The sequence below is a fragment of the Stenotrophomonas sp. TWI1151 genome, assembly GCF_039673135.1.
Classification (GTDB): domain Bacteria; phylum Pseudomonadota; class Gammaproteobacteria; order Xanthomonadales; family Xanthomonadaceae; genus Stenotrophomonas.
The window spans coordinates 217,455-236,118 of record NZ_JBDJLA010000001.1 but is presented as its reverse complement, the minus strand read 5'-3'; the positions used below and the strand labels follow the sequence as shown (position 1 = coordinate 236,118).

Here is an 18,664-nt window from a genome sequence, read left to right as displayed (position 1 = left end):
GGCGATCCCACGATCGCCGCGCCCCCTTCCCCTGCGAGTCCGCCCGTGTCCACGCCCCCAGCCAACGCCGCTTCACCGAACGCTCGCGAATTCGAGTTCGCCGACCGTGACTTCCGCCGCGTCTGCGAGCTGATCTACCAGCGCGTCGGCATCTCGCTGGCCCCGGCCAAGCGCGACATGGTCTATGGACGGCTGTCGCGGCGGCTGCGTGCGCTCGGCATGCGCAGCTTCAGCGACTACCTGGACCAGCTCGAAGCCCACGGCGGTGACGAATGGCAGGCGTTCACCAACGCCCTGACCACCAACCTCACCGCGTTCTTCCGCGAACCGCACCACTTCGAGAAGCTCGCCGAGGAACTGCGCCTTCGCGCCGGCCATGGCACGCTGCAGCTGTGGTCGTGCGCGGCCTCGACCGGCGAAGAACCCTACTCGATGGCGATCACGGCCTGCGAGACCTTCGGCACGCTCAAACCGCCGGTGCGCATCCTGGCGACCGACGTGGACACCCAGGTGCTGGCCACCGCCAGCCGCGGCGTGTACGCGATCGACCGGGTCGCCGGACTGGATCCGGCGATCCGCAAGCGCTACTTCCAGCGCGGTACCGGCCCCAACGAAGGGCATTGCCGGGTCAATCCAGCCCTGCGTGACCTCATCGACTACCGTCCGCTCAACCTGCTCGCCAGCCGTTACGACGTCGGTGGCCCGTTCGATGCCCTGTTCTGCCGCAACGTGATGATCTATTTCGACAAACCGACCCAGCGCGGGATCCTCTCGCGTCTCATCCAGCACATGGGCGATGACGGCCTGCTCTATACCGGCCACTCGGAGAACTACCTGCACGCCGCCGACCTGATCCAACCCTGCGGCCGCACGCTGTACAAGCGCGCGCCGGGAGCACCGGTATGAGTGTGCCGATCCGTAACGACGAGGTGATGCGCTATTTCGACAGCCGCTTCCAGGTGACCGCCGCCAAGCTGCTGCCGACCCAGTACCTCGCCGTGGATGACAACACCGCACTGACCACCACGCTGGGCTCCTGCGTGGCCGCCTGCCTGCGCGATCCGGTGCTCAAGATCGGTGGCATGAACCATTTCCTGCTGCCCGAAGGCAACGTCGGTGATGGCGCGCCCGCGCGCTACGGCAGCTACGCGATGGAACTGCTGATCAACGATCTGCTCAAGCGCGGCGCGCACCGCAAGCGGCTGGAGGCCAAGGTGTTCGGCGGGGCCAACGTGCTCAAGGGCTTCACCAGCAACCCGGTTGGCACCCGCAACGCCGAGTTCGTGCGCCAGTACCTGCAGGCCGAGCACATTCCGATCATCGCCGAGGACCTGTGCGGCATCCATCCACGCAAGGTGTGGTTCTTCGCCGATACCGGCCGCGTGGTGGTGCAGCGCCTGCCGCACGCCCATGAAGCTGAAGTGGCCGCGACCGAATCGGCCGTGCGCGCCCGCCTGTCCAAGGCCCCGGTCACCGGTGGCGTGGAGCTGTTCGAATGACCCACGGTGTGCCCTGCAAAGTCCTGATCGTCGACGACTCGGCGGTCGTCCGCCAGATGCTGAGCGAGATCCTCGCCAGCGATCCCGGCATCGAGGTCGTCGGCACCGCTGCCGATCCCCTGCTGGCGCGCGAGAAGATCAAGCGCCTGGCGCCGGACGTGATCACGCTGGACGTGGAAATGCCACGGATGGATGGCCTGGCCTTCCTGGAAAACCTGATGCGCCTGCATCCGCTGCCGGTGGTGATGATCTCCTCGCTCACCGAGCGCGGTGCCGACACCACCCTGCAGGCGCTGGCGCTGGGCGCGGTGGACTTTGTCTCCAAGCCGAAGCTGGATGTCGCCCGTGGCCTGCAGGGCTACGCCGACGAGATCATCGCCAAGGTCAAGATGGCCGCGCGCTCGCGCGTGCGCCCGCTGTCCCGGCCCAATCCCCCGCGGATCACCCTCGGTGCCGTGGCGCCGGTGGCGACACCGCGCTCCATCCAGTTCCGCACCACCGACCGCCTGATCGCCATCGGCGCCTCCGCCGGGGGCACCGAAGCCCTGCGCGTGGTGCTCGAAGGCCTGCCGGCCGATGCCCCGGCCGTGGTGATGACCCAGCACCTGCCGGCGCAGTTCAGCACCCCGTTCGCCGAGCGCCTGGACCGCCATTCGGCAATGTCGGTGCGCGAAGCCACCGACGGCGAAGCGGTCCTGCCCGGCCATGCCTACCTGCCGCCCGGTGGCAAGCACCTGCGCGTGATCCGGGACGGTGCGCGCTGGCGGTGCCGGATCGACGACGGTCCACCGATCAACCGGCACAAGCCGGCGGTGGACGTGCTGTTCCGCTCGGTGGCCGAAAGCGCGGGCGCCAATGCCATCGGCGCGATCCTGACCGGTATGGGCGACGATGGTGCGCGCGGCTTGCTGGATCTTCGCAACGCCGGTGCCCCGACCCTGGTGCAGGATGAAGCCACCAGCGTGGTCTGGGGCATGCCGGGCAGCGCGGTGAGGATCGGCGCGGCCGAGGAAATGGTGCCGCTGGAGCGGATTGCGGAGCGGTTGATGGCGTTGGCCCGCAGCTAGCGGCGGCGGGCCGGTCGACACCTACGCCCAGTACAGCCGCATCGGGTTGTCCGCCAGCAGCCTGCGCTGCAGATCCGCGGTCACTGCGATACGCGGAATGACGTCCACCAGCGTACCGTCGTCGGGCATGTGCGAGGTCAGATTGGGGTGCGGCCAGTCCGTCCCCCACAAGACCCGGTCCGGGAATCTCTCCACCAGGTGGCGCGCGAACGGCACCACGTCGTCGTAATGCGGCGGCCCACTGCGCGAGAGGCGCTCCGGGCAGCTGACCTTGCTCCACACATTGGCGTGCTCATCCATCAGCCGCACGAACTGCTGGAACGCCGGACCTTCCACGGGCTGGGTCACGTCCGGTCGACCCATGTGGTCCACCACCACGGTGGTCGGCAGTGAGGTGAAAAAGTCCCAGCGCTCGGCCAGATCGGCCGCCTCGAAGTAGACCACCACGTGCCAGCCCAGCGGCGCAATGCGCTCGATGATCGCGCGGTAGTACGCATCCGGCTTGGGATCGACCAGCCGCTTCACGAAATTGAAGCGGACCCCGCGCACGCCCGCCGCGTGCAGCTCACGCAGTTCAGCATCGGTCACGCTGTCACGCACGGTCGCCACGCCACGGGCGCGGCCGCCCGCACTGCGCAGGGCATCGACCAGGGCGCTGTTGTCGGCGCCATGGCAGGTGGCCTGGACGATCACGCTGCGCTCGAATCCCAGCAGGTCACGCAACGCGAACAGCTGTTCCTTGCCGGCGTCGCATGGGGTGTACTTGCGCTCGGGTGCGTAGGGGAAGCGGTCGCCCGGCCCGAAGACATGGCAATGCGCGTCCACGGCGCCCATGGGCGGCACGAAGCGCGGCACGCTCGGTGCGGGGCAGAAATCCAGCCAATCGGCGTCTTTCACGAAATCACTCATCACAGGCCCCTCGCCTTCAGCTGCGCATCCAGACGCGGATAGACCCGCCGCGCGTTGCCTTCGCACACCTTGCGGCGATCGCTCTCGGACAGGCCCAGCGCGTTCACATACCGCAGCGTGTCGTCGAAGAACTGCCCCGTTTCCGGATCGATGCCGCGGACCGCGCCGACCATTTCCGAACCGAACAGGATGTTGTCGATGTCGATGACCTTGAAAAGAAGATCAATGCCCGGTTGATGATAGACGCACGTATCGAAGAACACGTTCTTCATGACGTGCTCGTTCAGCGGCGGCTTGCCCAGCATGTCGGCCAGGCCACGGAAACGCCCCCAGTGATAGGGAACCGCACCGCCGCCGTGCGGAATGATGAAACGCAACGCAGGGAAGTCACGGAACAGATCGCCCTGCAGGAACTGCATGAACGCGGTGGTATCGGCGTTGAGGTAGTGCGCGCCGGTGGCATGGAAGTTGGCGTTGCAGCTGCCCGAGACATGCACCATCGCCGGAACGTCCAGTTCCACCATCTTCTCGAAGAACGGATACCAGGCCTTGTCGGTGAGCGGCAGGCCGGTCCAGTGGCCGCCGGACGGGTCCGGGTTGAGGTTGCAGCCCACGAAGCCGAGCTCGTTGACGCAGCGCTCCAGCTCGGCGATCGAATGGGCGATCGGCACGCCCGGCGACTGCGGCAGCTGGCACACGCCGATGAAGGTCTCCGGATACAGCGCCACCACGCGGGCGATCAGGTCGTTGCAGCGGCGTGTCCATTCCGCGCTGACCCGTTCGTCGCCGATGTGATGGGCCATGGTGCTGGCACGCGGGGAGAAGATGGTCATGTCGGCACCACGCTCGCGCAGCAGGCGCAACTGGTTGGCCTCCACGCTCTCGCGCAACTCCGCATCGCTGATCTCCGGGTAGACCGGCGCCGGCAGCGAGGGGTCGTGGTAATGCGCGATCTGCTGTTTGCGGAAGGCGTCGTGGCTGGCGGGGGCGGTCGTGTAATGACCGTGGCAATCGATGATCATGCAGGGGCCTCGTGGGGGATCAATCACCAGCCGAACAGCTGGGCGAAGTGGATGTCCATGCGCAGCCCGACAATCAGCGCATCGGGAATGTCGGTGGTACGGGTAGGCGCGTAGAGGGGATCGGGGTTGATGACGTACTGCAGGTTGGGCATCAGGCGGATGCCCTTGTGCACGGCCCAGCCATAGCTGAGCTCGGCGATGATCTCGTCCGCATGCGGCGCACCGTTGCCGCCATTGCGGGTACGCCGGTCGCGCAGGAAGTCGATCTGTTCGTCACTGAAGTGGGTGTTGGAGACAAACATCGCCAACGTGTCCTGCTCGCGGCCGGCGAAGGTGCCGGTCTTGACGAAGCCGGCCGAGACGAAGGTGTCGACCGGCGCTTCGTTGCCCGTGTTCACGTACGCGCGCGCAAACAGCGCGAGGTTGCGCTTGCCTGTACCCCGCCAGACCGTCTGATCGGCCATGGCATACCCGCCCGACCGCGCACCGTCCTGCACCGCGGTCGGCCTGCCGGTCAGCGCTGCGGAGGTGCCGTTGGCATCGTAGTAGGAGCTCTTGCCACCATCGCTGTTGCGGTACATGCCCAGCCGGAAGGTCCGCGGCAGACGGTCATTGGCGAAGCTGGTCTGGTAGCCGACTTCATACGCGGTGATGGTCCCGGTACCCTCGCCCACCGAGAAGTCCAGGCCGTTCTTGCCGGCCTTGTTCAAGGCGTTGTTGTAGTCGAAGGCACCGGCCTGCGCATACCAGCGGTCATTCACGTCGTAGCGCACGATCCCGGCCCAGGACGCGTTCGGGTAGGCAGTGATGCCCAGATCGGTGATCGCCCCATACGGGGTCAGGCACATCGCGTTGCTCATGAACACGCAGTTGAGCGCGGAGCTGTTGAAGTAGCTGTTCACCGGGGCACGACCGGCAATGATGCTCAGGCCGTTGTCGAAGCGGTGGCGCAGGGTCAGCCGGGTCAGGCGCCCGCCGGCCACCGGCCGCCAGGTCTGCTGGGCACTGATCGAATTGCCGATTTTCTCGCGCGCCAGGTTGCGGCCGGCGAACCAGGCCCACTGCGCATCGACGTCGGTGTTGTGGATACCCCACAGCGTGTCCAGATCAAACCTGGACTGGGCCATCACCCAGTACGAGCCTTCGGTGCCCTGCTCGACACCACCGACCGGATTGGAGGCGACGTTGCCGACCAGGTCCAACGTGAGATCGACGCCATCGGGCAGACTGCCCTTGGGTGAAGCGGACGCGGCGAACGCCGGCGCCGCCAGGCTGGCAGCCACCAGCAGGCAAAGGGTATTGCGGGGAAAACGGGACACAAGCGCCTCCTGTGCGCGGCCGCAGCCGCGCAACGGATGGATGTCGGGAGGCCGCGGCAGCGCCGCGGCGGCAGGATCAGACGGTGGCGGCAGTCAGCACGCGGCGTCTCAGCCGCCGAGTGCCGATCTGCTCGGCCAGCACCTTCTCGTCGAGCTTGCCTTCCCACTTGGCGATGACCAGCACCGCGATCGCATTGCCGATCAGGTTCACGAAGGTCAGGCCCTCTGCCAGGATCCGGTGGATGCCCAGGATCAACGCGATGCTCGCCACCGGAATCGTGCCGGTGGTACCCAGCGTCGCCGCCAGCACCACGAATGCCGCGCCGGCCACACCGGCCGCTCCCTTGGAGGTCAGCAGCAGCACCGCGATCAGGCCCAGCTGGTGCCAGACGGTCAGCTCGGTGTTGGTCGCCTGGGCCAGGAACAGCGCGACGGTGGTCAGGTACAGGCAGGTGCCGTCGAGATTGAACGAGTAGCCGGCCGGGATCACGAAACCCACCACACCTTCTTCGCAGCCCAGCTTCTTCATTTTTTCGATCAGGCGCGGCAGGACGGTTTCGGTGGAGGTGGTCGCCGCGACGATGACGATCTCATCGCGCAGGTAGCCCAGCAGCCGCCACAAGCTGGCACCGGTCCACCAGCACACGCTGCCCAGCACCAGCACGGTGAACAGCCCGCAGACCACGAAGAACTCGATGATCAGCTCGCCCAGCGACAGCAGCGAGCCCGCACCGAACTGGCCAACGGTGAAGGCGATTGCACCGAAGGCGCCGATCGGGGCGAAGTACATGATGTAGCCGATGATCTTGAACAGCGCGCCCGAGGTGGACTCGATCACCTTCATCACCGGCGCGCCACGCTCGCCGATCGAGGCCAGCGCCACACCGAACAGCACCGCCACGAAGAGCACCTGCAGCACGTGCGCTTCGGTGAAGGCGCTCACCAGCGTGTTGGGGATGATCGCCATGATGTAGGACACGATCGACTGGTCATGCGCGCTGTGCACGTAGCCCTGGATGCTGGCCATGTCGATGGTGGCCGGGTCGATGTTCATCCCCGCGCCCGGCTTCCAGACATCCACCACCACCAGGCCCACGATCAGCGCCAGGATCGTGATGACTTCGAAGTAGATCAGCGATTTCAGGGCCAGGCGGCCCACGCTGCGCATGTCGCGCATGCCGGCGATGCCATGCACCACCGTGACGAAGATGATCGGACCGATCATCATCCGGATCAGCTTGATGAACGCGTCGCCGAAGGGCTTCATCGCCGAGCCGATGTCCGGCTGCAGCCACCCCAACAGCACGCCGATCACGGTACCTGCCAGCACCTGGAACCAGAGCTGGCCCACAATGCCGAAGCGGCTCGGCCGCTTCTCTACAACGGTCATATCAACCCTCCCAGGTCACAAGAATAAGGACGTCGTGCGTATTCAGTCGAACAGCACGCCGTCGAAGAGCTTTCGCGCGGTGCGCAGTACCGCGGCGCGGGTCACCTGCCCGGCCGCGTCCAGATCCAGCACGGCAGCGGTGCTTCCACTGGGGTGCTCGATCTCCAGCGTCTGATGCGGGCCGCCGGGCAGCGCCGCGAGGGCATGCGCGGGGGAATCGGGCAGCAGACAGGCCGTGGCGACCGTCACTGCCCCAAGCACCCCGATGGAGGCGTGGCAGCGATGCGGAATGAACGAACGGACGCTGATCGCCCCGCCTGCGCGAGGCGCCGCCACCAGCATCATCTTGGGGACGGACTGGGCACTGACATCACCCAACCGCATCAACGGGCCGGCCTGCAGGCGGATCGCCTCCAACGTGGCCTTGAGCGCCTCATCGGCGTCCAGCGTGGCGCGGTCCTCATGGCCGGTGATGCCCACATCGGAGGCGCGCAGCACGACGCACGGCATGCCGTTGTCGATCAGGGTGGTCTCCACCCCGTCAATGACATCCACAGCATGACCGGTCGGCAGCAGCGCGCCACAGCTGGAGCCGGCGATGTCGGCGAACGCCAATGGAACCGGGGCGGCGCTGCCGGGCACGCCGTCGATGCGTGCCTGGCCGTCATACGCCACCGTGCCCTGCGGCGTCTGCACGGTCGCCGAGGCGAGCGTGCCGGTGTTGCACATGAAGATGCGTACGTCGGTCTGCTCGCCCGTGGCTGCAACTAATCCACGCTCGATGGCGAACGGGCCGACGGCGGCCAGCATGTTGCCGCAGTTCTGCGCATCGCTGACCACGGCCTGGTCCACGAACACCTGCAGGAACAGATAGTCCACGTCGGCATCCGCATGGCGGGAGGGCGCCACGACCGCCACCTTGGAGGTCAGCGGATCAGCGCCGCCCATGCCATCGATCTGGCGCGGATCGGGTGAGCCGAACGCACGTAGCAGGAAGGCATCGCGCGTGGCCGGCTCGGCCGGCAGCTCCGAAGCGAGAAAGAACCCGCCCTTGGAGGTGCCGCCGCGCATCCACATAGCGCGCACGGCCTTACTCATAGCGCAGGCCCTTGGCCGCCAGGCGCTCGCGCATCTGGTAGATGTCCAGGCCCAGCTCGCCCTTGGCCAACCGTTCGCGCTTGTCCGCTTCACGGGCCTCGCGGGCCTGTGCCTCGCGGGCCACATGCGCCGCATCCGCACGCGGCACGATGCAGACCCCGTCGTCGTCGGCGATCACCACATCGCCCGGCCGGACCAGTGCCCCGCCACAGACCACCGGCACATTGACCGACCCCAGCGTTTCCTTGACCGTGCCCTGCGCGTGGATCGCGCGGCTCCAGACCGGGAAGCCCATCGCGGTGAGGTCACGCACGTCGCGTACGCCGGCATCGATCACCAGCCCGCGGCAGCCACGCACCTGGGCCGAGGTCGCCAGCAGATCGCCGAAGTAGCCGTCGGTGCAGTCGCTGGTCGGCGCCACCACCAGCACGTCGCCCTCGCGGAGCTGCTCGATGGCCACGTGCATCATCCAGTTGTCGCCCGGCGGCACCGACACGGTGATCGCGCTACCGGCGATGCGCCCACCGCCATAGATCGGGCGCAGCCGCGGATGCAGCAGACCGCTGCGGCCCTGCGCTTCATGCGCGGTGGCAACACCGGCCTGCGCAAGCACCTGGATCACCGCCGCATCGGCGCGTTCGATAGAAGAGACTACCCGGGACATCCATCCATCCTTCGTTGACGATGGCGCAGTCTGTCCTTGCGCCGCCCAACCCCTCAAGATCGTTTTTCGAAACAGCCATTGGGTTTGGTTATAGTTGATCCATGAGCACATCTCTGGACCTGAACCTCAAGCATCTGCATGCCCTCGCCGCGGTCTACCACCACGGCGGCATCAGCGCGGCCGCACCGCACGTGAATCTGTCCCAGCCGGCGTTGACGCAGGCCATCGCGCGGCTGGAGAAACAGTTGGACGCGCCGCTGTTCGATCGCCAGCCCGGCGGCATGTCGCCGACCGAGGCGGCCGGGCTGCTGGTGCCGCGGATCGAACGCGCGCTTGCCTACATCGCGCACGGTGTCCGCGGGGCCCGCCGGGCCCAGCGCCTGCCGGCGATGCCCGCTGTGGAGCGGCGGGTCACCTTGGGCCAGCTGCGCGCCTTGGCCGCAGTGGATACCGCCGGCAGCTTCACGCTCGCGGCGAGCCGCGCGGGCGTGTCCCAACCGGCCATCTATCGCGCGGTGCACGAGCTCGCCGAGGTGATTGAGACACCGTTGATGGTGCGCCGCGGGAAAACCGTGCAGCCGACTCCCGCGGCCACACGCATGCTCCGTCTGGTCCGCCTGGCGCTGTCCGAGCTGAGCGCCGGCGTCGATGAACTTGCCTCACTCCGCTCGCAACAGGGCGGCCGGGTCGCGCTCGGCGTCATGCCGTTGGCCCGGGCCATCCTGTTGCCCCAGGTGCTTGCCCGCTTTGCGCGCGCGCATCCGGGGGCGACGGTGAACGTGATCGAAGGCCCCTACGCCGAGCTGCTCGGTGACCTGCGCGAAGGCAGCCTGGACCTGTTGATCGGCGCGATGCGCGACAAGCTGCCGGTACGCGACATCGCGCAGGAAGGACTGTTCGACGACGACCCGGTCATTGTCGCGCGCAGCGGACATCCACTGGCTGCCACCCAAGGGATCCACTTTCCACAGCTGCTCGACTACCCCTGGGTGATCGCCGCGACGGGGGCCCCCGTCCGGGCGCGCTGGGAGCGGATGTTCCGCCAGCATGGCCACGAACCCCCGCGGCTGCGCATCGAGTGTGGTTCGGTGTTGATCACCCGCGGCCTGCTGCTCGAAGACGACTGGCTCACGCTGATGTCGCGCGATCAGTTCGTGTTCGAACGTCGGGCCGGCCTGCTCTGCGAGATCGGCCGGGCCGGCGATGACCTGCGCCGCCGTATCGGCCTGACCACCCGCGCTGACTGGCACCCTACCCGGCTGCAGCAGGCGTTCGTGGAGACGTTCCGGCAGGTCTGTACCGAACGCAACGATGCAGGCGACGAGGCCTGGCCATTCCGGTTTCCGACACCCTGAGCGTCGCGCATGAAAAAACCCCCGGCGTTCACCGGGGGTTCTTGTGTTCATCCATCGACCCACGGTCGATGGCTACCGAGGCCGGGCAGCGCCCGGCACCGGATCAGGCAGCCACCGTACCGGCGACTTCCTGATAATCCTCGATCTGGTCGAAGTTCATGTAGCGGTAGATGTCCTTGCTGCTGGCATCCAGCACGCCGATGTCGGCCATGTACTCTTCCTTGGTCGGGATGCGACCCAGACGCGAACAGATCGCGGCCAACTCGGCCGACCCCAGGTACACGTTGGAGTTGCGGCCCAGACGGTTCGGGAAGTTGCGGGTCGAGGTCGAGAACACCGTCGCACCCTCACGCACCTGTGCCTGGTTGCCCATGCACAGCGAGCAGCCCGGCATTTCCATGCGTGCGCCGGCGGTGCCGAAGGTGCCGTAATGGCCTTCCTTGGTCAGCTCCGAGGCATCCATCTTGGTGGGCGGGGCCACCCACAGCTTGGTCGGGATGTCGCGCTTGCCTTCCAGCAGCTTGGCCGCCGCACGGAAGTGACCGATGTTGGTCATGCACGAACCGATGAAGACTTCATCGATGGCCGCGCCGGCCACATCCGACAGCGTCTTGACGTCATCCGGATCGTTCGGGCAGGCCACGATCGGCTCGTGGATGTCGGCCAGGTCGATCTCGATGACGGCGGCGTACTCTGCGTCGGCATCCGGGGCCAGCAGCTCCGGGTTGGCCAGCCAGGCCTCCATCTTCTCGATGCGCCGCGCCAGCGAACGGGCGTCCTGGTAACCCTCGGCGATCATCCACTTCAGCAGCGTGATGTTGCTGGTGAGGTACTCGATGATCGGCTCCTTGTTCAGGTGCACCGAGCAACCGGCGGCCGAACGTTCGGCCGAGGCATCGGACAGTTCGAACGCCTGTTCGACCTTCAGCTCCGGCAGACCTTCGATCTCGAGGATGCGACCGGAGAAGATGTTCTTCTTGCCGGCCTTGGCCACGGTCAGCAGACCGGACTTGATCGCGTACAGCGGGATCGCGTTGACCAGGTCACGCAGGGTCACGCCCGGCTGCATCGTGCCCTTGAAGCGCACCAGCACCGATTCGGGCATGTCCAGCGGCATCACGCCGGTCGCCGCCGCAAAGGCGACCAGGCCCGAGCCGGCCGGGAACGAAATGCCCACCGGGAAACGGGTGTGCGAATCGCCACCGGTGCCGACGGTGTCGGGCAGCAGCATGCGGTTGAGCCAGCTGTGGATCACGCCGTCGCCCGGGCGCAGCGAGATGCCGCCACGGGTGGAGATGAACTCCGGCAGGGTGTGGTGGGTCTTGACGTCCACCGGCTTCGGGTACGCGGCGGTGTGGCAGAACGACTGCATCACCAGGTCGGCCGAGAAGCCCAGGCAGGCCAGGTCCTTCAGTTCGTCACGGGTCATCGGACCGGTGGTGTCCTGCGAGCCCACCGAGGTCATCTTCGGTTCGCAGTAGGTGCCCGGGCGCATGCCCTGGCCTTCCGGCAGGCCACAGGCGCGGCCGACCATCTTCTGCGCCAGCGAGAAGCCCTTGCCGGTATCCGGCGGGTCCATCGGCAGGCGGAACAGATCGGTCGGGGCCAGGCCCAGCGCTTCACGCGCCTTGGCGGTCAGGCCGCGGCCGATGATCAGCGGAATGCGGCCACCGGCGCGCACTTCGTCGAACAGCACATCGGACTTGACCTTGAACTCGGCAATGACCGCGCCGTCCTTCAGGGCCTTGCCGTCGTACGGACGCAGCTCGATCACATCGCCCATGTTCATCTGCGACACGTCGAGTTCGATCGGCAGCGCGCCGGCGTCTTCCATGGTGTTGTAGAAGATCGGGGCGATCTTCGAACCCAGGCACACGCCACCGAAGCGCTTGTTCGGGATGAACGGAATATCTTCACCGGTGAACCACAGCACCGAGTTGGTGGCCGACTTGCGGCTGGAACCGGTGCCGACCACGTCGCCCACGTAGGCGACCAGGTGACCCTTGTCCTTCAGCGATTCGATGAACGTGACCGGGCCGCGCTTGCCGTCTTCTTCCGGCTCGATGCCATCACGCTTGTTCTTCAGCATCGCCAGGGCGTGCAGCGGGATGTCCGGGCGGGTGGTGGCATCCGGGGCCGGCGACAGGTCATCGGTGTTGGTTTCGCCGGTCACCTTGAGCACGGTGATGGTCAGGCTTTCGGGCACCTGCGGACGGCTGGTGAACCACTCCGCATCGGCCCAGCTCTGCAGCACGCCCTGGGCGTTGGCATTGCCGGCCTTGGCCTTTTCCTGTACGTCGTGGAAGGCATCGAACACCAGCAGGGTGTTTTTCAGCGCATCGGCGGCGATCGCACCGACGGCAGCGTCGTCCAGCAGCTGGACCAGCGGGGCGACGTTGTAACCGCCGAGCATGGTGCCCAGCAGTTCGGTGGCGCGCTCGCGCGTGATCAGCGGATTGACTTCGCTGCCCAGGGCGATCGCGGCCAGGTACGAGGCCTTGACCTTGGCAGCGTCATCGACGCCGGCCGGCACGCGGTGGGTCAGCAGGTCCAGCAGGAACTCGGCTTCGCCGGCGGGCGGGTTCTTCAGCAGTTCGATGACGTCGGCCGTCTGCTGGGCGCTCAGCGGCAGCGGCGGGATGCCAAGCGCGGCGCGCTCGGCTACGTGGTGGCGGTAGGCTTCCAACATGACAACTCCCGGGTGATTCTTTTGAAAGAATGCGGTTTAAAGAATGGGCTCAGGCTTGCGGCACGATCAGCTTCAGGCCCTTGAAGTAGTCGCGGTAAAACGTGTCGTTCCAGGTGATCAGGCCATCGCACTGCAGCAGTGCATGGGCCCCCACCATGAAGCCGTCCAGGCTGCGCCGGCCTTGGCCACGCTGCCGGTGGCGGCGCTGCATCTCGCCGGCGCGCAGGGCCGATTTGGCCTCCAGCGCGTTGAAATGGACACCCATTTCCTCCAGCGCTTCGAGCACTTCGGCGCCGCCGCGCAGCGAGGCGCACAGCTCGGCCAGGGTCGCGCCGCAGACCACCACGCGCCCGCCGACCAGGCTCTGGCGCAGGCAGGCCTCGACGGCATCGGCCTGCGGGCCGTTGCTGAGCAGTTCGATCAGCACCGGCGAATCGACGGCGATCATCGCGGGCTCAGTCTTCGTCACGGACAGCCTTCACGGCGGCCTCGGACGACTCGAAGCCATCCAGTGCGAATTTACCGCGGGCGCGGGAGATCGCATCGTCCACGCTCTTGCGCAGGATGATGCGGCCGCCTTCCAGCTCCACGGTCAACTGGGTGCCCTTGGTCAGCCCCAGGGCGTCACGCACGGCCTTGGGCAGCGTGATCTGTCCGCGTTCAGCAACAGTAGCTTCCATGGGGTACGCCTCGAAAAGTATGTATAAATTGTACGTACTTTGACGTTCAGGGGCAAATCCAGGCGGCGCCCGCCTTTCGGGCGTCCCGGGCCCGGCAAGAAGGCTAGACTGAACGAGCAGCAACCGCTGCCGCCTGGACCCGGACGCTTGCCGCCCTCCTGGCGACCCGCACCCCCATCGATAGACAAGGACATCCCACGATGCGCGCCACCACCCTCGCTTTTGCCCTGCTGATTGCCGCCCCGCTGGCCCTGGCTGCCCCATCGGCGCATGCCAACCCGTTTGGCGCCTACACCACCGGCACCGAGATCACCCAGCAGCAACTGGATGCCGCCGAAGTGGGCAAAACCACCCAGGATGATGTGCGTGGCGCCTTCGGCGCCCCCAGCCGCCGCGAACAGCTCGGCGACACACAGGTCTGGTACTACGACTTCGTCAAGATCAAGTCGTTCGGCAAGAACATCCAGGAAGCCACCGTGTTCGAGTTCGGCAAGACCGGCGTGTTGTCCGCCAAGTCCAAGACCAATGCGGTGGGCAAGACCGGCAACCCCCTGATCGACGCCGCCAACGGCAAGTAAGCGGCCGCGGCCGAGCTACTTCCAGACGGGGCGCTCATGGCGCCCCGTCTGCATTCGGGATGCAGGCGATGACATCGGCACTACACATGCCTGTGTAACCTTGCGTCCTGAGCCCAAGGGCTGGCACGCCCCGGCCGCTGTCGCATACTGCGAGGGATCGGCGGGCGCAGCGAGCCCGACGGCAGCCGCAAGCAGGCGCGCGTTCCGGCGCAGCCGTTGCAAGCCATCAGCAAAGGAGTCATCTGCAATGAGCGATTCGTTCTCCACCCGCAGCCAGCTGGACGTCGGCGGCACCACCTACGACTACTTCAGCCTGCCCAAGCTCGGACAGACGTTCGACATTTCCCACCTGCCCTATTCGATGAAGATCCTGCTGGAGAATCTGCTCCGGCACGAGGATGGTGGCGTCACCGTCGGCAAGGACCACATCCAGGCCGTGGCCCAGTGGGACCCCAAGGCCGAGCCCGACATCGAGATCGCCTTCATGCCCGCGCGCGTGGTGCTGCAGGATTTCACCGGCGTGCCCTGCGTCGTCGATCTGGCCGCGATGCGCGATGCGGTGGTCAAGCTCGGCGGTCGACCGGAGCAGATCAATCCGCAGATTCCGTCCGAGCTGGTGATCGATCACTCGGTGCAGGTCGATGTGTTCGGCACGCCCGACGCGCTGGATCTCAACGGCAAGATCGAATTCCAGCGCAATCAGGAACGCTATGGCTTCCTGCGCTGGGGCCAGAAGGCCTTCGATGATTTCAAGGTGGTGCCGCCCAACACCGGCATCGTCCACCAGGTGAACCTGGAAAACCTGGCCCGCGTCGTCATGACTGCGGACAAGGATGGCAAGGCGGTGGCGTACCCGGACACCGTGTTCGGGACCGACAGCCACACCACCATGATCAATGGCATCGGCGTGCTCGGCTGGGGCGTAGGCGGTATCGAAGCCGAGGCCGCGATGCTCGGCCAGCCGTCCTCGATGCTGATCCCGCAGGTGGTCGGCTTCAAGCTGACCGGTCGCATGCCCGAAGGCGCCACCGCCACCGATCTGGTGCTGACCGTCACCCAGATGCTGCGCAAGCACGGCGTGGTCGGCAAGTTCGTGGAGTTCTTCGGTGAGGGCCTGCAGCACCTGCCGCTGGCCGACCGTGCCACGATCGGCAACATGGCACCGGAATATGGCGCCACCTGCGGCATCTTCCCGATCGACGAAGAATCACTGACCTACCTGCGCCTGTCCGGCCGCAGCGAAGCACAGATCGATCTCGTCGAAGCCTATGCCAAGGCCCAGGGCCTGTGGCACGACGCCAACACCGCGCACGCCAGCTACAGCGCCACCCTGGAGCTGGACATGGGCGAGGTCAAGCCGTCGCTGGCCGGCCCCAAGCGCCCGCAGGACCGCGTGCTGCTGGAAGACGTCAAGCAGAACTATCGCGAGAACCTGGTCGGCCTGACCACCAACCGCGACAAGCGCAACGATGACGTCTCCAAGTTCGTCAACGAAGGCGGCGGTGCGGCGGTCGGCAACGAACAGCTGGCCAAGGGCTACAGCGATGTCGAGCTGGAGGGTCACAGATTCCGCCTGAAGGATGGCGCGGTGGTGATCGCCGCGATCACCTCGTGCACCAACACCTCCAACCCGGCGGTGATGATCGGTGCCGGCCTGCTCGCCCGCAACGCGGCGGCCAAGGGCCTGGACCGCAAGCCGTGGGTCAAGACCTCGCTCGGCCCGGGCTCGCGCGTGGTCACCGATTACCTGGAAAAAGCCGGTGTGCTTACCGAGCTGGAAAAGATCGGCTTCTACGTGGTCGGCTATGGCTGCACCACCTGCATCGGCAACTCCGGCCCGCTGCCGACCGAAGTCAGCGCGGGCATCGCCGCTGGTGACCTGGTGGTGGCCTCGGTGTTGTCGGGCAACCGCAACTTCGAAGGTCGCGTGCACCCGGAAGTCAAAATGAACTACCTGGCCAGCCCGCCGCTGGTCGTCGCCTACGCCATCGCCGGCACCACCGATATCGACCTGACCACCGAGCCGCTGGGCACGGGCAGCGATGGCCAGCCGGTGTATCTGCGCGATATCTGGCCGAGCAACAAGGAAATCGGCGACGTGATCGCCGCGACCATCGGGCCGGAGATGTTCAAGAAGAACTATGCCGACGTGTTCAAGGGCGACACCCGCTGGAACACCATCAAGTCGCCCGATGGCGATCTGTACGAGTGGGATGGCAACTCGACCTACATCAAGAACCCGCCCTACTTCGACGGCATGACGATGGACGTCGGCCACATCGAGGATGTGCATGGCGCGCGTGTGATGGGCCTGTTCGGCGACTCGATCACCACCGATCACATCTCCCCGGCCGGCAACATCAAGAAGGATTCCCCGGCGGGCCGCTTCCTGCAGGAGCGTGGCGTGCAGCCGGCTGACTTCAACAGCTACGGCAGTCGCCGCGGCAACGATGACGTCATGGTGCGCGGCACCTTCGCCAACATCCGCATCAAGAACCTGATGTTCGGCGGCGAAGAAGGCGGCAACACGCTGTACTTCCCGAAGGACGGCGGCGAGCCGCAGAAGCTGGCGATCTACGACGCGGCCGTCAAGTACAAGGCCGAGGGCGTCCCGCTGGTGGTGTTCGCCGGCAAGGAATACGGCACCGGCTCCTCCCGCGACTGGGCGGCCAAGGGCACCAACCTGCTGGGCGTCAAGGCGGTGATCGCCGAGAGTTTCGAGCGCATCCACCGCTCCAACCTGGTTGGCATGGGCGTGCTGCCGCTGCAGTTCAAGAACGGCGAGAACGCACAGAGCCTGGGCCTGGATGGCTCGGAGGTGGTCGACATCACCGGCCTGGAGGATGGCGCCAGCAAATCGGCCACCCTCACCGCGACCCGGGCCGATGGCACGAAGAAGACCTTCGAGGTCCATGTGATGCTGCTGACCCCGAAGGAAGTGGAGTACTTCAAGCACGGCGGCCTGCTGCAGTACGTGCTGCGCCAGCTGGCGGGGAAGAAGTAAGCGTCAGCCACTTGGCGAAGTACGCCGTCTCCATCCAGGGGATGACGTGACAGCAAGGGGGCGCAACGCCCCCTTGCTGCTTTCCGGATCCTCGCGAATCTGCGTCTTGGGCGTGCCCCGGACAGGCGTCCCAACGCCCCATCTTCTTTTTCATAAATTTCATAAATCACATATTTATCCCATTTCGTACGCAATGAGCTAGGCTGGAGGCATCCGTCAGGGAGCCACCGGCATGCGGCACGCGCTCAAGTTCGACCCGATCACCGAGCTGACCCGCACCACCGCCTCGACGGTGAAGGAGCACTGGCGAAAGGTCATGCAGGACGTCCGCGAACAACAGGCCGTGCTGGTGACCAATCACAACGAGCCCCAGGCCGTCATCCTCTCCGCCGAGCAATACCAGGCCATGCAGGCCGAAGTGGTATCGCTGCAGCGTGATCTGGCCTCCCTGCGCGAGCAGACCCCGGCCCTCCAGCACCTGCGGCAGCGCTTCGATGATCGCCTTGCCGTGCTGGACAGTGCTGCGGCGGGCACCAACGCGCGCGCGCTGCTGCGCAAGCCGGCAGGGCTCAAGGGCAAGGTAGTCGCAGGCAGCGGGTACTGATGGCGGCGCGCCCCTTCCTGTTCGTCCTGGCAGGGGTCAACGGCGCAGGCAAGAGTTCCATCGGGGGGCACCTGCTCCGCGAGGCCGGGCTGGACTGGTTCGATCCGGACGACTGGGCCCGGCAGCTGTGCCGCGGACTGGGCATGAGCCAGCGCGAGGCCAATGGTCAGGCGTGGCAGGAAGGCTTCTCCCGATTGCAGGCCGCGATCGCCGAACGTCGCAACCACGCCTTCGAAACCACCCTGGGCGGACAATCCATCGCCGCGACCCTGGCCGAGGCATGCGCCACGCATGACGTTCTGGTCTGGTACTGCGGCCTGGCCTCTCCCGAGCAGCACATCGCACGGGTGCGCGCATGCGTTGCGGCCGGTGGACACCCCATCAGCGATGCGGACATCCACCGCCGCTATCCGTTGGCGCTGCAGAACCTGATCACCCTGTTGCCAGCACTGGCACAGCTGCAGGTGTACGACAACAGTGCAGAGGCCGGTCCTGGCCAGCCCGTTGCCGACCCGCAGCCTGTGCTGCAGATGGACGGTGGCCGTTTGACCTGGCCCGCCGCCGATGACGCCGCTCAATTGCGGCAGGCACCCGACTGGGCCGTGCCGGTGCTGGAAGCTGCACTGCAGTGTCACGACGCCTGCGCTGGCGAGCCGCCGCGATGAGCGAGCATAGGCGGATGAGCGAACACATGCGGCTGCAAACGTCATCCATCGTCGGCGCGGCCCTGCCCCGCTGCCCCGCGTCCACCTTTCTTCACCGGCCCTTCGCGTTTCCCATTCGGGA

At 66.4% G+C, this 18,664-nt stretch carries 17 protein-coding genes; 8 read left to right on the top strand and 9 right to left on the bottom strand.

Annotated elements, in window-relative coordinates:
• The first annotated feature begins 45 nt into the window (after positions 1–45).
• Genes ABE422_RS01015 through ABE422_RS01005 form a run of 3 tightly spaced genes read left to right on the top strand, consistent with a single transcriptional unit; the run spans position 46 to position 2,566 of the window.
• Complete coding sequence (locus tag ABE422_RS01015; protein ID WP_313212465.1) at positions 46–906, top strand: CheR family methyltransferase; 861 nt, start codon at positions 46–48, stop codon at positions 904–906.
• Positions 903–1,499 (top strand): chemoreceptor glutamine deamidase CheD, encoded by a 597-nt coding sequence (gene cheD, locus ABE422_RS01010; protein ID WP_313212466.1) that lies wholly within the window; start codon positions 903–905, stop codon positions 1,497–1,499. Before ABE422_RS01015 ends, cheD begins: the two co-directional genes overlap by 4 nt.
• Positions 1,496–2,566, top strand: coding sequence for a chemotaxis response regulator protein-glutamate methylesterase (locus ABE422_RS01005; RefSeq protein ID WP_346462221.1), 1,071 nt, complete (start codon positions 1,496–1,498; stop codon positions 2,564–2,566). Before cheD ends, ABE422_RS01005 begins: the two co-directional genes overlap by 4 nt.
• Before the next feature lie 21 nt (positions 2,567–2,587).
• Here ABE422_RS01005 and ABE422_RS01000 read toward each other — a convergent pair whose 3' ends face one another.
• The 6 genes from ABE422_RS01000 to ABE422_RS00975 form a co-directional block, all read right to left on the bottom strand.
• Complete coding sequence (locus tag ABE422_RS01000) at positions 2,588–3,463, bottom strand: amidohydrolase family protein (RefSeq protein ID WP_346482269.1); 876 nt, start codon at positions 3,461–3,463, stop codon at positions 2,588–2,590.
• A gap of 11 nt (positions 3,464–3,474) precedes the next feature.
• A complete protein-coding gene (locus ABE422_RS00995) occupies positions 3,475–4,497 on the bottom strand; it encodes an amidohydrolase family protein (protein ID WP_313212469.1) in 1,023 nt (340 codons plus the stop codon).
• A 23-nt stretch (positions 4,498–4,520) separates the two neighbouring features.
• On the bottom strand, positions 4,521–5,816 hold the full coding sequence (locus tag ABE422_RS00990) for a carbohydrate porin (RefSeq protein ID WP_313218243.1): 1,296 nt from the start codon (positions 5,814–5,816) through the stop codon (positions 4,521–4,523).
• 76 nt (positions 5,817–5,892) lie between these two features.
• Positions 5,893–7,206: a C4-dicarboxylate transporter DctA gene (gene dctA, locus ABE422_RS00985; protein ID WP_313218241.1), complete on the bottom strand. Its 1,314-nt coding sequence runs from the start codon at positions 7,204–7,206 to the stop codon at positions 5,893–5,895.
• A gap of 42 nt (positions 7,207–7,248) precedes the next feature.
• Positions 7,249–8,304, bottom strand: coding sequence for a 4-oxalomesaconate tautomerase (locus tag ABE422_RS00980; protein ID WP_313212472.1), 1,056 nt, complete (start codon positions 8,302–8,304; stop codon positions 7,249–7,251).
• A complete protein-coding gene (locus ABE422_RS00975; RefSeq protein WP_313212473.1) occupies positions 8,297–8,968 on the bottom strand; it encodes a 4-carboxy-4-hydroxy-2-oxoadipate aldolase/oxaloacetate decarboxylase in 672 nt (223 codons plus the stop codon). The genes ABE422_RS00980 and ABE422_RS00975 overlap by 8 nt, the downstream gene beginning before the upstream one ends.
• A 101-nt stretch (positions 8,969–9,069) precedes the next feature.
• Here ABE422_RS00975 and ABE422_RS00970 point away from each other — a divergent pair, with 101 nt between their 5' ends.
• Complete coding sequence (locus ABE422_RS00970; protein ID WP_346482268.1) at positions 9,070–10,323, top strand: LysR family transcriptional regulator; 1,254 nt, start codon at positions 9,070–9,072, stop codon at positions 10,321–10,323.
• A 103-nt stretch (positions 10,324–10,426) separates the two neighbouring features.
• Here ABE422_RS00970 and acnB read toward each other — a convergent pair whose 3' ends face one another.
• The 3 genes from acnB to ABE422_RS00955 are packed head-to-tail and all read right to left on the bottom strand — an operon-like array spanning position 10,427 to position 13,692.
• Positions 10,427–13,012: a bifunctional aconitate hydratase 2/2-methylisocitrate dehydratase gene (acnB, locus tag ABE422_RS00965; protein WP_313212475.1), complete on the bottom strand. Its 2,586-nt coding sequence runs from the start codon at positions 13,010–13,012 to the stop codon at positions 10,427–10,429.
• 49 nt (positions 13,013–13,061) lie between these two features.
• Positions 13,062–13,460 carry a type II toxin-antitoxin system VapC family toxin gene (locus ABE422_RS00960; protein ID WP_346482533.1) on the bottom strand — a complete coding sequence of 133 codons (399 nt, stop codon included), beginning with the start codon at positions 13,458–13,460 and terminating at the stop codon, positions 13,062–13,064.
• Between the two features lie 7 nt (positions 13,461–13,467).
• Entirely contained in the window at positions 13,468–13,692 is a 225-nt protein-coding gene (locus ABE422_RS00955; protein ID WP_123729167.1) for an AbrB/MazE/SpoVT family DNA-binding domain-containing protein, read from the bottom strand.
• A gap of 200 nt (positions 13,693–13,892) precedes the next feature.
• On the opposite strand from ABE422_RS00955, the gene bamE reads away from it, so the two are divergent.
• The 4 genes from bamE (at position 13,893) to ABE422_RS00935 (ending at position 18,543) form a co-directional block, all read left to right on the top strand.
• On the top strand, positions 13,893–14,270 hold the full coding sequence (gene bamE / locus ABE422_RS00950; RefSeq protein WP_346462216.1) for an outer membrane protein assembly factor BamE: 378 nt from the start codon (positions 13,893–13,895) through the stop codon (positions 14,268–14,270).
• A gap of 247 nt (positions 14,271–14,517) precedes the next feature.
• Entirely contained in the window at positions 14,518–17,274 is a 2,757-nt protein-coding gene (gene acnA, locus ABE422_RS00945) for an aconitate hydratase AcnA (protein ID WP_313212477.1), read from the top strand.
• A gap of 232 nt (positions 17,275–17,506) precedes the next feature.
• Entirely contained in the window at positions 17,507–17,878 is a 372-nt protein-coding gene (locus ABE422_RS00940) for a type II toxin-antitoxin system prevent-host-death family antitoxin (RefSeq protein WP_313218235.1), read from the top strand.
• Positions 17,878–18,543 carry a hypothetical protein gene (locus tag ABE422_RS00935; protein WP_346462211.1) on the top strand — a complete coding sequence of 222 codons (666 nt, stop codon included), beginning with the start codon at positions 17,878–17,880 and terminating at the stop codon, positions 18,541–18,543. The genes ABE422_RS00940 and ABE422_RS00935 overlap by 1 nt, the downstream gene beginning before the upstream one ends.
• Positions 18,544–18,664 lie beyond the last annotated feature (121 nt).

Coding starts and splice junctions, on each gene's coding strand:
- cheD (WP_313212466.1), top strand. CDS start 903: ATGAGTGTGCCGATCCGTAACGACGAGGTGATGCGCTATTTCGACAGC.
- ABE422_RS01005 (WP_346462221.1), top strand. CDS start 1,496: ATGACCCACGGTGTGCCCTGCAAAGTCCTGATCGTCGACGACTCGGCG.
- ABE422_RS00995 (WP_313212469.1), bottom strand. CDS start 4,497: ATGATCATCGATTGCCACGGTCATTACACGACCGCCCCCGCCAGCCAC.
- dctA (WP_313218241.1), bottom strand. CDS start 7,206: ATGACCGTTGTAGAGAAGCGGCCGAGCCGCTTCGGCATTGTGGGCCAG.
- ABE422_RS00980 (WP_313212472.1), bottom strand. CDS start 8,304: ATGAGTAAGGCCGTGCGCGCTATGTGGATGCGCGGCGGCACCTCCAAG.
- ABE422_RS00975 (WP_313212473.1), bottom strand. CDS start 8,968: ATGTCCCGGGTAGTCTCTTCTATCGAACGCGCCGATGCGGCGGTGATC.
- ABE422_RS00970 (WP_346482268.1), top strand. CDS start 9,070: ATGAGCACATCTCTGGACCTGAACCTCAAGCATCTGCATGCCCTCGCC.
- acnB (WP_313212475.1), bottom strand. CDS start 13,012: ATGTTGGAAGCCTACCGCCACCACGTAGCCGAGCGCGCCGCGCTTGGC.
- ABE422_RS00960 (WP_346482533.1), bottom strand. CDS start 13,460: ATGATCGCCGTCGATTCGCCGGTGCTGATCGAACTGCTCAGCAACGGC.
- ABE422_RS00955 (WP_123729167.1), bottom strand. CDS start 13,692: ATGGAAGCTACTGTTGCTGAACGCGGACAGATCACGCTGCCCAAGGCC.
- bamE (WP_346462216.1), top strand. CDS start 13,893: ATGCGCGCCACCACCCTCGCTTTTGCCCTGCTGATTGCCGCCCCGCTG.
- acnA (WP_313212477.1), top strand. CDS start 14,518: ATGAGCGATTCGTTCTCCACCCGCAGCCAGCTGGACGTCGGCGGCACC.
- ABE422_RS00940 (WP_313218235.1), top strand. CDS start 17,507: ATGCGGCACGCGCTCAAGTTCGACCCGATCACCGAGCTGACCCGCACC.
- ABE422_RS00935 (WP_346462211.1), top strand. CDS start 17,878: ATGGCGGCGCGCCCCTTCCTGTTCGTCCTGGCAGGGGTCAACGGCGCA.